A 239-nucleotide genomic window follows, 5' to 3' on the forward strand; every position below is an offset into this window, starting at 1 on the left:
GAAGAAAGTAATGTTTTTGCAGAATAATTAATCTTTTCTATTATTTCTAATAGGGCTGAAGGTAGTTGGAGCTTGTTGTTTCGTGTTACGAAGGAATCGTTTTTATCATTCTGGCAGGAGAAGGGGGAGCAAGAACGGAAAAGGTGGGATGGCAACATAATAAAAAGGAGTGATGGATCGATGAAATCATTAAAAAAAGGGGTATTCACCTTATCATTGGCGGGGGCACTTGCTTTGAG

At 38.9% G+C, this 239-nt stretch carries 1 protein-coding gene; it reads right to left on the bottom strand.

Annotated elements, in window-relative coordinates; genetic code table 11:
* A partial coding sequence (locus tag SB822_RS60610) for a hypothetical protein (protein WP_410859586.1) occupies positions 1 to 239 on the bottom strand: 239 nt, incomplete at both ends.

This window comes from Paraburkholderia sp. SIMBA_054, from assembly GCF_046534875.1.
Taxonomy (GTDB): domain Bacteria; phylum Pseudomonadota; class Gammaproteobacteria; order Burkholderiales; family Burkholderiaceae; genus Paraburkholderia; species Paraburkholderia hospita.